General features: G+C 45.1%; 9 protein-coding genes. 3 read left to right on the forward strand and 6 right to left on the reverse strand.

Features of this window, described 5'->3' with window-relative positions:
* Positions 1-381 precede the first annotated feature (381 nt).
* On the forward strand, positions 382-1,761 hold the full coding sequence (locus LG330_RS15960; protein WP_404405564.1) for an MFS transporter: 1,380 nt from the start codon (positions 382-384) through the stop codon (positions 1,759-1,761).
* A 144-nt stretch (positions 1,762-1,905) separates the two neighbouring features.
* Here the strand turns inward: LG330_RS15960 and LG330_RS15965 are convergent, their stop codons facing one another.
* The 6 genes from LG330_RS15965 to LG330_RS15990 all read right to left on the reverse strand — a co-directional run bounded on the left by LG330_RS15965 (position 1,906) and on the right by LG330_RS15990 (position 10,364).
* Positions 1,906-4,056 carry a DNA topoisomerase III gene (locus LG330_RS15965; RefSeq protein ID WP_404405566.1) on the reverse strand — a complete coding sequence of 717 codons (2,151 nt, stop codon included), beginning with the start codon at positions 4,054-4,056 and terminating at the stop codon, positions 1,906-1,908.
* Positions 4,057-4,354: 298 nt separating this feature from the next.
* Positions 4,355-6,190: a cation:proton antiporter gene (locus tag LG330_RS15970; protein ID WP_404405568.1), complete on the reverse strand. Its 1,836-nt coding sequence runs from the start codon at positions 6,188-6,190 to the stop codon at positions 4,355-4,357.
* Between the two features lie 73 nt (positions 6,191-6,263).
* The gene (locus tag LG330_RS15975) at positions 6,264-6,911 is read right to left on the reverse strand and encodes a hypothetical protein (protein WP_404405570.1); all 648 of its coding nucleotides are present in this window, start codon (positions 6,909-6,911) and stop codon (positions 6,264-6,266) included.
* Between the two features lie 134 nt (positions 6,912-7,045).
* The gene (locus LG330_RS15980; RefSeq protein ID WP_404405572.1) at positions 7,046-7,897 is read right to left on the reverse strand and encodes a transglutaminase domain-containing protein; all 852 of its coding nucleotides are present in this window, start codon (positions 7,895-7,897) and stop codon (positions 7,046-7,048) included.
* 51 nt (positions 7,898-7,948) lie between these two features.
* On the reverse strand, positions 7,949-8,917 hold the full coding sequence (locus LG330_RS15985) for an alpha-E domain-containing protein (protein WP_404405574.1): 969 nt from the start codon (positions 8,915-8,917) through the stop codon (positions 7,949-7,951).
* The gene (locus LG330_RS15990) at positions 8,898-10,364 is read right to left on the reverse strand and encodes a circularly permuted type 2 ATP-grasp protein (protein ID WP_404405576.1); all 1,467 of its coding nucleotides are present in this window, start codon (positions 10,362-10,364) and stop codon (positions 8,898-8,900) included. The genes LG330_RS15985 and LG330_RS15990 overlap by 20 nt, the downstream gene beginning before the upstream one ends.
* A gap of 367 nt (positions 10,365-10,731) precedes the next feature.
* Between LG330_RS15990 and LG330_RS15995 the strand changes: the two genes are divergently transcribed.
* Positions 10,732-10,902 (forward strand): SE1832 family protein, encoded by a 171-nt coding sequence (locus LG330_RS15995; protein ID WP_404405578.1) that lies wholly within the window; start codon positions 10,732-10,734, stop codon positions 10,900-10,902.
* A 105-nt stretch (positions 10,903-11,007) separates the two neighbouring features.
* Positions 11,008-13,074, forward strand: coding sequence for a cation:proton antiporter (locus LG330_RS16000; protein ID WP_404405580.1), 2,067 nt, complete (start codon positions 11,008-11,010; stop codon positions 13,072-13,074).
* Positions 13,075-13,107: the final 33 nt, after the last annotated feature.

Consider the following 13,107-nt stretch of genomic DNA (forward strand, 5'->3'; position numbering starts at 1 on the left):
CGGGCGCTGAGCCCGCAGGCTTCGCCATGCTCGGTCTCACCTGTCCCTTCCTGGGGCGGGAGTCTCCGTCCTCCACTACGATCACCACCTTAATTTTATCTAAATATTCTCTTAGACTCAGCGGTTATATTTTAAAAAATGAAGCGTTGTTTCTAACAACTTCAGATAGTAATATTGAAGCTTACCAAAATTCATTGTTGTATCTGCACAGCTGATGAACGGAGCGTAAGGCGGCGACTCCAGCGGCGGATAAGGGACAGGTGAGACTCTGGAATGCGCAGCATGTAAGAGGCTCACCGCCCGGCCGCGGAAAGCGTCCGCCTGAAGCGGAGTTCATCAGCCACTATTTACAAAGCTAAACAGAAAGTAAGAGGTTTTAACATGACAGATATAAAAGAAGTGCCTGATAGTCAGAAGAAAAAGCTGACTTTTTTAATTTGTTTAATACTCGCGTTTACAGTAATGAATGGGACGATGTTTAATGTCGCGGTACCGGATATTGCGGCAGACTTTGGTTTGTCTCCATCCCAGGTAAGCTGGGTGCTGACCGGATATATTTTAGTATTTGCCATCGGATCGCTGATGTATGGGAAGCTTGCTGACTTGTTTGCGATCCGTACTTTATTTACGATCGGTATTTCGTTATTTGCGATTGGTTCGTTAATTGGATTTTTATCACCTAACTTCCCCACTCTAATTGTGGCGCGGATCTTTCAGGCAATGGGTGGTGCGAGTATTCCTGCGCTTTCGTTTATTATTCCGGCAAGGTTTATGCCTTCGAGCCGGGGGAAGGTGTTTGGATATGTTGCGTCTACTGTTGCCTTCGCTTCAGGTGTTGGGCCAATTGTTGGCGGATTAATTGGCGGCGTGCTGGACTGGCGCTTTTTGTTTATCCTGTCGATGATGTCTGCTCTGTCGATTCCGCTTTTCAGAAAGTGGCTGCCGATTGAGGATCGACGTAAAGGAAGTATTGATATTCCGGGTGCCATTTTAATTGCGATTACGGTTGCGAGTTTATTGTTTGTGATTACGACATATACGCTATGGATTCTTGCTGTGACGGCTGTTGCCGGGGGCTTGTTCGTCTGGTGGACGCTGAAGGCAAAGAACCCGTTTATCCAGCCTGCGATTTTGAAAAATAAGCGTTATACAGTGACGGTGTTGACGAGTTTTTTTGGGACGTCCTGTCTGTTTGGACTAATTTTTATCATCCCGATCATGCTACGTGATTTAAATGCACTCTCGACCATCGGCATTGGTCTTGTACTGTTTCCTGGTGCGATTATTTCAGGCTTTCTAGGACAATATGGCGGTCGTGTGATTGATAAGCGCGGCGGTGTGCCGGTTGTCGTTACAGCTTTATTGTTAATCGCCGGCGGCTGTCTGCTCATTTCAACTTTTGCCGGCAGTCAGGCGTGGATTATATCAATTTGTATGCTGGTGGCCTATCTTGGCTTCCCGCTCGTACAGAGTTCAACTGCTGACATTCTCTCTTCTACGCTTAGCCGTGAGGAAAATGGGGTAGGCATCGGACTGTTCAACCTGCTGAACTTTATGGGTGGAGCATTTGCAAGTGCGATCTTTGGAGCCGTTCTTGAGATCCAGGGTGTGACGCTGAGACTGAACCCGTTTTCTTCAAGTGGTGATAACGTCATATACAGTAACCTCTTTCTGGTATTAACGCTTCTTGCAGCGGCGAGTGTGACATTCTTTATGATTTTTTATAAGCGGGCTTCTGCTAAGAGTGTGGAAGTAGGTTAGATAATATTTAGGCGACTCACCAGGGACGGAGTTGTGTGGTTCATTTTTAGAATGATTACAAAAATGGATCAGTCAACTCCGTCCCCGCTGCGCCGCTACCAAAAAAAGCGTTTCACTCCATCAACCGGAGAGAAACGCTTTTTCTTATAGTTTCAGGTTTTTCAGTGCATCAGCAAGAGCTGTGTTGACGGGCTCTTCTTTGTCCTGCTTTTTCATGTATTTCTTGACGTCCTGCTTACCTGCTTTGTTCTTTTGGTTTTCTTTGCGGCGCTTCTGGAAGGCATCCATTTTCTCACGGTAGCCGCAGACACAGCTGAATGTCTGTGCATCCCCTTCACCGCGCAGGTCCATTTTCTTTTTACATTTTAGACAGCGTGCATTGGTTTTCTTGGCGATATTTTTACGGTGTCCGCATTCACGGTCCTGGCAGACGAGCATTTTACCATTTTTTCCGTTCACTTCGAGCATCAGCTTGCCGCAGTCAGGACAGTGCGTGCCTGTCATATTGTCATGCTTATATTGCGCTTTACTGTTTTTGATTGAGCGCACCACGTCTTTAGAGAACTGCGTCATTTCGCTCATAAATGCCTGCTGCTTCAGCTTACCGTCAGCAATAGCTGAAAGCTTCTGTTCCCACTCGGCTGTCAGTGCCGGTGATCTTAATTCTTCCGGTACAAGATCAAGCAGCTGACGTCCTTTTGATGTAAGGAAAATATCATTGCCGCGTTTTTCGATCAGAAAGCTGTTGAATAGCTTTTCTATAATATCTGCACGTGTTGCAACTGTGCCAAGGCCGCCGGTTTCTCCAAGTTTTTCAACGAGCTCTTTCTTTTCACCCTGCATATAGGCTTTCGGGTTTTCCATCGCTGACAGGAGTGTTCCTTCATTAAATCTCGCAGGCGGCTGAGTTTCTCCAGTCGTGATGCTGACGTTCTGCACTTTCAGACGGCTTCCTTTTTCAACGTCAGGCAGTGCCGCATGCTGTTCATCTTCACTCTGATCCAGCTCTTTAAAACCAAGCTTGATTGGAATATTCCCTTTAGCGGTAAAGGTTTCACCGCCGATTTCTGCTGTTACCACTGTCTGCTCGTATTCATAAGGAGGCATCAATACAGCAAGGAACCGCTCAGCTATCAGGCTGTAGATTTTCCATTCCCGGTCGTTCAGCTTTTCAGTCCGCAGCGTTTCCTCTGTCGGGATAATCGCATGGTGATCGGATACTTTTGCATCATTGATAAAGCTGCCTGCTTTAATCGGTTTCCGTAACAGTTTTACAACGTGGGGTGCGTAAGGCTGTACTTTCATCCCTTTCAGGCGGTCAGCAAGCGTCTCTGTCATATCAGATGACAGAAAGCGCGAGTCTGTTCTCGGGTATGTCACGAGCTTATGCTGCTCATATAATTTCTGCAGAATGGAAAGCGTTTCTTTTGCTGAAAAGTGATAGCGTTTGTGTGCGTCACGCTGCAGCTCAGTCAGGTCGTATAAAGGTTTTGGATAAGTCTTTTTGGGTGTCTTTTTCACATCTTTAATGATCAGTTCATGGCCTTTTGTTTTCGCTAAAAGACTGTCCGCTTTTTGCTGATCAAACGTTTGATTGGTTTTTCCATCTGTCCATTTCAGCACCAGCCCATCAGCTTTTGCCTGCAATCCATAAAACTTTTTCGGCTTAAACTGCTTTATTTCTTCCTCACGCATCGCAATCATTGCGATCGTCGGTGTCTGTACACGGCCTGATGACAGCTGTGCGTTAAACTTTGTCGTCAGTGCACGCGTCGCATTGATTCCCACAATCCAGTCAGCCTCTGCACGTGCGACAGCTGAATGGTAGAGCGGCACATAACGGTCGCCGTCCTTTAGATTTTTAAAGCCTTCGCGGATCGCTTTATCAGTCACCGATGAGATCCATAGACGCTTAACCGGTTTATTCACTTTTGCCTTCTCTAAAATCCAGCGTGCAACAAGTTCCCCTTCACGCCCCGCATCAGTTGCAATGACGATCTCACCAACATCTCCGCGCGTCAGCTGGCTTTTAACTAACTGAAACTGTTTGCCTGTTTTCTTAATCACAACAAGCTTCATTTCCTTTGGCAAAATGGGCAGGTCTTCAAGTCGCCATGACTGATACTGATCTCCGTAGTGATCCGGGTCCGCATGTGTCACTAAATGCCCAAGTGCCCATGTGACAATATATTTGTCTCCTTCAAGATAACCGTTTCCTTTTTTATGACAGTTCAGCACGCGTGCAATATCGCGGCCAACTGACGGCTTTTCAGCCAGTACGACTGTTTTCTTCATTGTTAAATCCGTCCTTTTCAAGTTGAATTCTGTTAGTGAGTATAACATATCCGGGGCAGTCTGAGGGCATATTGGAGGTTCAGCGCTGATCGTTACTGTGCGCCCTGGGGATTGCTACAACTTCCGGGGTGGAGCGCTACAACTCAGTAGGGGATTGCTACAAACTCCCGGGCGTATCACGACAACTCACATACAAATTGCTACAACTACAGCAAAAACCTCGACGCCCTCCTCCCCCGGCAGCCGTCACACCACTAAAAAAATCCGGAAAACGCAGTTCAGCGCCTTCCGGATACCCTTATTTATCACCATTCATCTTCTGCTTTACCTTCTCGACTTCTTTCGTCTGTGCAGTCAGCCTGATTAATGTATCCCCAGGATTAATCACTACTTCCCAGTCTTTTACGAATGGTTCGAAATGTCCTGTTTTGTTAAGTACACCAATCAGTAAATCATCATCATTAATTTCTTCTTTATATTTATCATACGTATACTGCTCAGTGATTTGTGTTTTTCTGAATACGTGACCACTTTCAACGCGGCGATTCAGTTCCTGCAGCGTCGCCTTCTCATTGAACAGCACTCTTCCCCCGACGGTATGACGCAGTTCAGCTAAGTCAGCATCATGTGTTTTTTCCATTGAGATCTGGAACAGATGCTTGCGTCCGATAGAAGGTGTGAAGGTTGAGCAGACAAGTGCATTATATGAATCCAGAGAGGTAGCAGCAAGTATGGACTCATACGGTGTCATATCCAGTCTGTACTCAGTCTGTTCAGATAAAAGCTCTCCGTGAAACGTCGGCACACCTCTTTGTCTCGCTGGTGCAAGGTTGCGCCATGATGAATCAACAAGAATGACAGGGACCTTCATTTCATGCAAGGTGTGAGTCAGACCCCTTGTAAAAGAGTTCCCTCCAACAACGATGACACCCGGTCCTTCATCATTGGCAAGCTTCAGTTTTTTAGCGACCCATCCAATCGAGAAGCCATGCACAACAACTGTTGCAAATACCAGAGCAAATGTTAATGCAGTAAGAATTTCAGCATCTTCAAACCCGGTATCAAGGAGAACTGATGCGAAATACCCCGATACAGTCAGTGCGACAATTCCACGCGGTGCGATCCAACCGACAAGCGTCCGCTCCTGCCAGGACAGGTCAGTCCCAATAGTCGACAGCCAAATGGATAGCGGTCTCACGATCAGAAGCATCAGCACAACATAGCCGATAATTCTCAAGTTAAAGATCTCAAGTAACGTTTCCACCTGAAGTGAAGCCGTCAGCATAATGAAAATCGTTGAGATCAGCAGGACTGAAATATTTTCTTTGAAATGACGCATATCACCGATAGAAGAGATATGCATATTCGCCATCGTCATACCCATTGCTGTAACAGAAAGCAGTCCAGTTTCATGCATGACTTCATCTGCCACACTAAAACAGAACAGGACAACAGCAAATAATACGGGTGACTTTAGGAATTCAGGGATATAGCCCTTTTCAAACATCCAGCCCATTCCACGTCCAAGTGCCCAGCCGAGAACCGTCGCAAATGCAGCCGCTCCAAAGAATAGAAGCAGATTAGCAAATGTCACTGATTCATCGACAAAGAATAGGATAATCTGAAATGCGAATAATGCGAGAAGGACGCCAAATGGATCAACAATGATACCTTCCCATTTTAAAATTTTCGCAGGCCGCGGTTTAAGCTTGGCCTGTCTAAGCAGCGGTAATATGACGGTAGGTCCGGTTACAATAAACAAACCACCAATTACGAATGCCACCGGAAGAGATAATCCTGCTATGTAATGCGCTGTTAATGAACCGAGAATCCAGGCGATAAATGCCCCGAACGTAACGATTCTGAAAACAGGCTTCCCGAGATCACGAATCTCCCGGAAATCCAGCTGCAAACTTCCTTCAAATAAAATAATGGCAACAGCCATTGAAATAATCGGTCCATATAAATCCCCAAACTCCTGCTCCGGGTTAATGAATCCAAGTACTGGTCCAACAATAATACCGGCAACCGACATCACAACAATTGCAGGCATACGGATCCGCCATGAGAGCCATTGTGAAAGGATTCCTAAAAAGACGACGAGCATCGCCGTAAATAACAAAGAATCAAACAATTCCGTGACACCACCTTTATCTTCAAACTGATATGCCTAATACTTTACCAGTTATCGCAGTTGATAAGAAGAATTAAGTTTCTATCTCACTTCTTTTTGTATTTTCAATTTCACCTGATTGATAGACTGCAACGGATGGACATTCTCCATTTAATGCCTTTTCCGTCATCGCAAGTGCCAGCTGAGAGGCTCTGATTCCCTTATAGGTCTTAAGAGGACCAATCATTGCCCAGCCTGCAAAAGTCATCACCTTTTCGGCTGCTGATTCTTTTACACGGTATTCACTTGGATCTGTCAGTAAAATAGACGGTCGAAAAATATGCAGTGAGGGGAAAATAAATTTTTGAAGCTGCAGTTCATATTCCCCGTAACGCCGGTTGAGCTTAAGGGCTGAACGGGCATCTGCACCCATAGAAGATAGTACAAGGTATTGTGCTGCATTGCTCTTTTTCACTGCAGCAGCAAGCTTGAGCGGATCGAACCATGGGTCATCCTTTGCCGGCTGAACACAGCAGAACACGTCATCAACCACACCGAGATGACCTGCTTCTATATATCTGAAATCAATGATCCGCTCTGACATTTTCTCATGACTGTATGGTGTTTTGCTTTCAGACAGAACGATCACTTCATCATAAACACTGCGTGAACATAATTCTTTAATCAGCTCATAGCCTGTTGCCGTATGTGAGCCGATAACTGTTGCGGTTCTTGACCTCATCCTGTTCACCGCCTTTATCATTATATCGACAACTATCTCGATTTCTAAACAATTCCGGCGATGTGGATTTGCTGTGAAAAATCAAAAAAACTATGTGTCATGCGCACAACACATAGCTTTCCTGATCATTCGTATTATTGGTCCAGCAGTTTTACGCTCACCTTTACATCAAGCTCCTGCTCACCCCCGCGGTAGACTCCCTGCAGCGGACTGACATCAGCATAGTCTCGGCCAACACCAATTCTGATATGATTTTCAAGTGCCTCTACATTGTTCGTCGGATCAAGACCGACCCAGCCGATACCTGGCACCATCACTTCCACCCAGGCGTGTGTGGCTGCATCACCCACAAGCGCTGAATCTTCTCCCACATACAAGTAACCACTGATATATCTCGCCGGAATATTATGAGCTCTCAAAAGACCGATCATGACATGGGCATAATCCTGACATACGCCTTTACAGTCCTCTATCGATTCTGTCGCTTTAGTATTGACATCCGTCGCTTCAGGATCGTACGTGAATAGGTCATATACGTATTTCATCAGATCTAGAGAAAATCTCACAGGGTTCTCTGTATTCCCTATTTCATTAACCACTTTATTCACCTGGTCCTGCGTGACATATGTGTACATTGTCTGATTCAAAAACGGCAGATACTGCTGTCTGAAAATCTTGGAATGGAAAATGGATTTCATTTCAGGTGAGTAATCAATCCGCTCGATAAATGGGCTTCGTTGAATACTAATTGTTGAAATGGTCTTCACTTCAAGTGACTGGTGCATCTCAGCAATAAAGAAAGATTCAACATTATTCCCCCAGATATCCTGATACTCCTTTGTCAAAGCAGCCGGCGTCAGCTCTGTCCGGTACGCAAGCAGCCGCTGACATTCGTCTGTTCTCGGCTTCAGTCTGATCTCATTCATACTCTGATCGACTGTTGTTGTATAGTTAAACGAATTGATATGTGTAATTTCATACTTCATCGGTCGTCCGCTCCCTCGTGTTGTAAGTTTCTCCTCTTGATTCTTACCCTTTCAAGAGGATTTTGAAGGTTCGACGAGATAATAAGTCTCAGAAAAAATGCGTCCGATATCATTACACTTGTTCTGGAAATCATCCAGGAAAGCGCTGATGCCTTCTTCTTTTAATGATCTGATCTTCCGCTCGTCAAACTCGTCAATGATCAAATCCAGCGCCGCATACATTCTCCATGAATAGTGCGAAACACGTCCGCCTTCAAGAGAAATAATGGACTCTCTGATATGGTCTATGCAATATTGAATGGCCCGTGGGAATGAGAAATCTGATATAAGAAATGTCAGAACATCCCTCTCATTCATTCTAGGTGGATACTTTTTCAAATATTCCTCATAGCCATTCACCAGCTGCAGTGCCGAGCGCCAGTAATAATAATTTGTACCGTCTGCTTTTTGCTGATTAGCTGCAGACTGATCGTTTAAAATATTTAAAATGCGTGCTGTTTTCTCACCGCGTTCAAGCCATTTAGCAACATTGAAAAATCTGTATGGTACGCCGCGTGTCATCATCGAATCCACAATGCCATGTGACGTCAGCGCTGCGATTTTCACTCTGTTTAAAAAGTGCTGGACATCTCTTAATGACCCTTCTGAAATTTTAATCTCAGTCATTTCAAGATAAAGATTGTTCCAGACTTCAAATAAATCATTCGGGATGATATCACGGGTGGTTCTTGCATTTTCCCGTGCGAACTTGATACAGCTTAAGATTGAATTTGGATTTTCTTCTGAAAAGGCCAGGTAAACGATCATATGGTTCGTGCTCATTTTAGGATAGAGACGATTGAAATCTGCTACTGAACCACAAATTTCAAGGACCGTTTCCCAATCGTGGCGGGCAAGCGTCTCTTCAGAAGAAGCTTCAAGCATCTGAATCAGCTGTACACCAAGTACACGTGCATTATTTTCTGCGCGCTCAATATTTCGTGACATCCAGTAAAGTGAATCAGCTACTCTGCTCAGCATAGTTGCTTTCGCCTCCTTTTAACACCCAGGTGTCTTTTCCGCCGCCGCCCTGTGATGAATTTACGACAAGCGAGCCTTCCTTCAGCGCCACCCTTGATAGTCCACCAGGCAGCACGTGCGTTTTATTTCCTCTCATCACAAACACACGCAGATCCACATGACATGGATAAAAGCGTCCATCCTGGAAAGCAGGCGCCCTTGAAAGCTGTATGGTTGGCTGTGCAATATACTGGTGCGGTTCTTCCTCGATCTTCTTTTTGAAGCGGTCAATCTCTTCATTTGTAGCATGAGGACCAATCAGCATATCGTAACCGCCGGATGCCCCTACATTTTTCACCACGAGCTGATCAATATTTTCAAGCGCCCACTTACGCTGCTCGATGTTTCTCATAAAATACGTATCTACATTTGGAATGATTGGATCTTCATTTAAATAGTAGCGGATCATCTCAGGGACAAACGCATACATTGCCTTGTCATCTGCAACCCCATTTCCGACACCATTTAAAATCGATACATTCCCTTTTTTATAAGCGCTCATCAATCCGGGCACACCGAGTGCTGAATCTTTATTGAATACCTGAGGATCCAGGAATTCATCATCAATTCTGCGGTAAATAATATCAACGCGCTGCATGCCGCGGATCGTTTTGACATAGACAATATTGTCTCTGACGTGAAGGTCACGCCCCTCGACAAGCTCAATTCCCATCTGCTGGGCCAGAAATACATGGTCATAATAAGCTGAGTTATACATTCCCGGTGTTAACAGGACCGCCCTCGGCTCAGCAATACAATTAATCGGGCAGTGATCGAGTACAGCATCGTGCATATGGGAAAGCTGATGTTCAAGCGATTGAATACTATGACGGTTAAAAAATTCGGGGTATACCTGACGCATGACATAGCGGTTCTGATAAACGTATGACATACCTGAAGGGTTACGCAGGTTATCCTCAAGCACGCGGTATGTACCTTCCTGGTCGCGGATCAGGTCAATACCTGCTAAGAAAATATGATTTTTAAGCGGCACATCAATCCCTGTTACCTGTTTCTTCAGGTAATAAGGGTTCTGTTCGACAAACTCTCTAGGGATCACGCCATCCTTTATAATTTCTGCGTCGTGGTACACATCATCGAGAAAACGGTTCAGTGCTTCAACCCGCTGCCTCATTCCTTTTTCAATCATCATCCATGTTTCAGGCGGCATGATAATCGGAATAAAATCAAAAGGCATTGTACGTTCTGTACCAATATTGTCGTTATAAACAGTAAATGTGATGCCCTGTCTTAAAAAGCTGAGCTGGGCTGTTTCGTGCTTTTCTCTTAGTTCGGCTTCACTGAACTGATCCATGACTTTGTGAAAATCCTGATAGTGCGACCTGACTGAGCCGTCTTTTTCAAGCATTTCATCAAAATTTCTATCAGACTGATACGGCTTGAACATTTGCCTGTCCCCCTTTAAGATGACTTTCTAAAGCCGGCTGCTGATTGCAGTAAGAGGGTGACGCTTTCCTCGGCCGGGCGTTGAGTCCGCAGGCTTAGCCATAGCCTTACACATCACCTTCTTCCTGCGAGCCGTCCCGTACGCTCCAATCATCAGCACTTTGGTAGCTTTTAAAAGTTTTATCGATAAATCATAAAAAACCATCATTAGTACTACATCATTCTTTCAACCTATGAAAACAAAATTCCTCTAAATTTTCTGAAAATACTCTACTCTTTACCCTTCTTCTGTTCTATGTAAGCGCATTGGTTTAAGTTTTGTCGCGATAAATGTAAATTTGTTAGAATGGAAAAATGGAGGGATGATGATGACACAAAGTGAGATTCAAAACAGAATTGCCGAGTTGAAGATGGAATATATGAGAGCGCAGGATGACCTTGAGAAGCTCGAGTCTGTTGGACGGGACGGGGCATCAGCTCAAAAAAGACTGACATTAATTGAAGAAGAGCTTTCTGAGCTTAGAAAACTTGAGGAATAAGTGATAACAGCCGGTTGCCGGAGCAGGCAATCGGCTATTTATTTCCTCACATTTATGTTTCGTATATAATCTGACTATACAAGTCTCAGGAAAGCAGGTTGATCTATGACTCTTCCATTGCAGGAGCCGGTGCTCGTTTTTGGACTGGCTGTCATTATTTTTCTTATTTCACCATTTCTGATGAGTAAGCTCCGGATCCCGGGCATCATCGGACCCATTATCGCAGGGGTGGTTATCGGCCCTAACGGACTTGGTCTGCTGGAGCGCGGGGAGACGATCCAGCTCTTAGGTACAGTTGGCCTCTTATTCATTATTTTTATTGCAGGGCTTGAACTTGATATTGATGGCTTTAAAAAGTACCGATCGAGAAGTATTTTATTCGGTCTGCTTTCATTTTTTGTTCCTTTATTATTTGGTACAGTATTAGCATATTATCTTGGCTTTTCATTCAGCGCAGCCATTTTACTCGGCTCAATCGTGGGCTCACATACGTTGCTTGCCTATCCGATCGCTTCAAGACTTGGCATTGCGAAAAATAAAGCCGTCACTACAGCGATTGGCGGAACGCTTTTAACGGATACATTCGCTATGCTTATACTTGCTGCAGTGGTTGGGCTTGCCGGTGGAGACACAAGTGCAGAATTCTGGTTCCGCCTGATTGTTTCCACGATTATTTTTGGTCTTGTCGTGCTTGTAGGTGCACCTTTTACAGCTAAATGGTTTTTCAGAAACTCGAATAATGATGGACAGATGGAGTTTAACTTCGTTTTAACTGTCATGTTTGTAGCAGGGGCGCTTGCACTCCTTGCAGGACTTGAACCGATTATTGGTGCATTCCTTGCAGGTCTTGCATTGAACCGCTATATTTACGACCATGGAACGCTGATGAACAGAATCCGTTTTACAGGGAATGCACTCTTCATTCCGTTCTTCCTGCTGTCTGTCGGGATGCTGATGGATTTATCTGTGCTGTTTTCAAGTTTGGATGCATGGTTTATGCTCGGTGTTGTACTTGGATCAGTGCTGATCGGTAAATCAATCGCGAGCATGGTGACCAGTAAAATCTATCATTATAACCGCCTTGAGAATTTTGTCATGATCGGCCTGACGACACCACAGGCTGCTGCAACGCTTGCCGCTACACTTGTCGGTTTTGAAATCGGGCTGCTTGATGTTGCAACAGTGAATGCAGTGATCGTCATGATTCTCCTCACATGCATAACAGGTCCTTATCTCACAGAAAAGTTCGGCCGTAAGCTTGCAGAAAGTGAAACGCTTGAAGCGCCTCAGCTGAGCGATGAGCGTCCGGAAAGAATTCTCATTCCGGTTGCCAATCCGAAAACAACGGAGACTTTACTCGACCTCAGCTTCGTAGTCAGACGGGCAAAAGCTTCTGAAGAACCAATTTACCCACTAAGCGTTGTACAACGTGACGTGAAATCTGTTGAAAACGCAGTCGCAAGCGCTGAAAAAATGCTGACACAGGCAATCGCCCATGCAGCGAGCGCTGAAATCCCGGCGAGGTCACTGATCAAAGTTGACAGGAACCCGGGACGTGGAATTGAACGGGCTGTAGCTGAAGAGCGGATTACAACCATTATTGCCGGGTGGAATGGGCAAAAGTCCACGAAGACCAAGCTTTTCGGCAGTGTGATCGATAACTTTCTGGATCATACAAATGAACGGGCAATGATTGTAAAGCTTGGACACCCGCTGAATACGACTGACCGGATTATGTTGTTAGTCCCGAGCGGCTCTGACCATAAACCTGGATTTGCTGATGCCCTGAGAATTGTTAAAGGGATGGCAGCACAATTAAATACATTATTAGAAGTCCTGGTCGTCCGCGATCAGACTGAACCTTACGAAAAAATTCTCGGTGATATTAAACCAAACGTTACAACTGTCATTCACAGGCTAGCTTCCTGGCAGGAACTATACAGGCAGCCTGTTGAATCATTACGCAAAAATGATTTAGTGATTGTGATGAGTGCCAGGAAAGGGACCATCGCGTGGCATCCGCAGCTTGATCAGCTCCCAAGCCGACTGGCTGTTGCCAACCCTGAAAGTTTTATTATCTTCTACCCGACAGAAACCGGTGAAACCGACGTCCGCGGAGCACGTGGAACAGAAGTACCGAAAGAAGTGCTATTCAGACGCGATTATGATTAACTTAAAAACACCCTTAGCCGATTTGGCTAAGGG

This window comes from Jeotgalibacillus malaysiensis, from assembly GCF_044789845.1.
Taxonomy (GTDB): Bacteria; Bacillota; Bacilli; order Bacillales; family Jeotgalibacillaceae; genus Jeotgalibacillus; species Jeotgalibacillus malaysiensis_A.

What these genes read in the sequence shown, in the direction of transcription:
- LG330_RS15960 (WP_404405564.1), top strand. Translation starts at nt 382, where the DNA reads ATGACAGATATAAAAGAAGTGCCTGATAGTCAGAAGAAAAAGCTGACT.
- LG330_RS15975 (WP_404405570.1), bottom strand. Translation starts at nt 6,911, where the DNA reads ATGAGGTCAAGAACCGCAACAGTTATCGGCTCACATACGGCAACAGGC.
- LG330_RS16000 (WP_404405580.1), top strand. Translation starts at nt 11,008, where the DNA reads ATGACTCTTCCATTGCAGGAGCCGGTGCTCGTTTTTGGACTGGCTGTC.
- LG330_RS15995 (WP_404405578.1), top strand. Translation starts at nt 10,732, where the DNA reads ATGACACAAAGTGAGATTCAAAACAGAATTGCCGAGTTGAAGATGGAA.
- LG330_RS15985 (WP_404405574.1), bottom strand. Translation starts at nt 8,917, where the DNA reads ATGCTGAGCAGAGTAGCTGATTCACTTTACTGGATGTCACGAAATATT.
- LG330_RS15965 (WP_404405566.1), bottom strand. Translation starts at nt 4,056, where the DNA reads ATGAAGAAAACAGTCGTACTGGCTGAAAAGCCGTCAGTTGGCCGCGAT.
- LG330_RS15980 (WP_404405572.1), bottom strand. Translation starts at nt 7,897, where the DNA reads ATGAAGTATGAAATTACACATATCAATTCGTTTAACTATACAACAACA.
- LG330_RS15990 (WP_404405576.1), bottom strand. Translation starts at nt 10,364, where the DNA reads ATGTTCAAGCCGTATCAGTCTGATAGAAATTTTGATGAAATGCTTGAA.